Source organism: Salinicoccus jeotgali, from assembly GCF_039538805.1.
Lineage (GTDB): Bacteria > Bacillota > Bacilli > Staphylococcales > Salinicoccaceae > Salinicoccus > Salinicoccus jeotgali.
In genome coordinates this window covers 1-651 of sequence record NZ_BAABCK010000028.1, presented here as the reverse complement: position 1 = coordinate 651, position 651 = coordinate 1, and the positions used below count along the sequence as shown (strand labels likewise).

Annotated in this window: 1 rRNA gene; it reads left to right on the top strand. The window is 52.7% G+C overall.

Annotated features, from left to right (window positions below):
• Positions 1-630: ribosomal RNA gene (locus ABD734_RS07705) — 23S ribosomal RNA — on the top strand; the annotation flags it as partial.
• Positions 631-651: the final 21 nt, after the last annotated feature.

Below are 651 nucleotides of genomic sequence, written 5' to 3'. Positions count from 1 at the left end.
CGCCTCCTAAAGAGTAACGGAGGCGCTCAAAGGTTCCCTCAGAATGGTTGGAAATCATTCATAGAGTGTAAAGGTATAAGGGAGCTTGACTGCGAGACAGACACGTCGAGCAGGGTCGAAAGACGGACTTAGTGATCCGGTGGTTCCGCATGGAAGGGCCATCGCTCAACGGATAAAAGCTACCCCGGGGATAACAGGCTTATCTCCCCCAAGAGTTCACATCGACGGGGAGGTTTGGCACCTCGATGTCGGCTCATCGCATCCTGGGGCTGTAGTCGGTCCCAAGGGTTGGGCTGTTCGCCCATTAAAGCGGTACGCGAGCTGGGTTCAGAACGTCGTGAGACAGTTCGGTCCCTATCCGTCGTGGGCGTAGGAAATTTGAGAGGCGCTGTCCTTAGTACGAGAGGACCGGGATGGACATACCACTGGTGTACCAGTTGTCGTGCCAACGGCATCGCTGGGTAGCTATGTATGGTCGGGATAAGTGCTGAAAGCATCTAAGCATGAAGCCCCCCTCAAGATGAGATTTCCCCATTAGATCCCTCAGAGATGATGAGGTAGATAGGTTCGGCGTGTAAGTGTGGCGACACATTGAGCGGACGAATACTAATCGATCGATGACTTATTCAAATGAAGAAAACCGTGTATGGT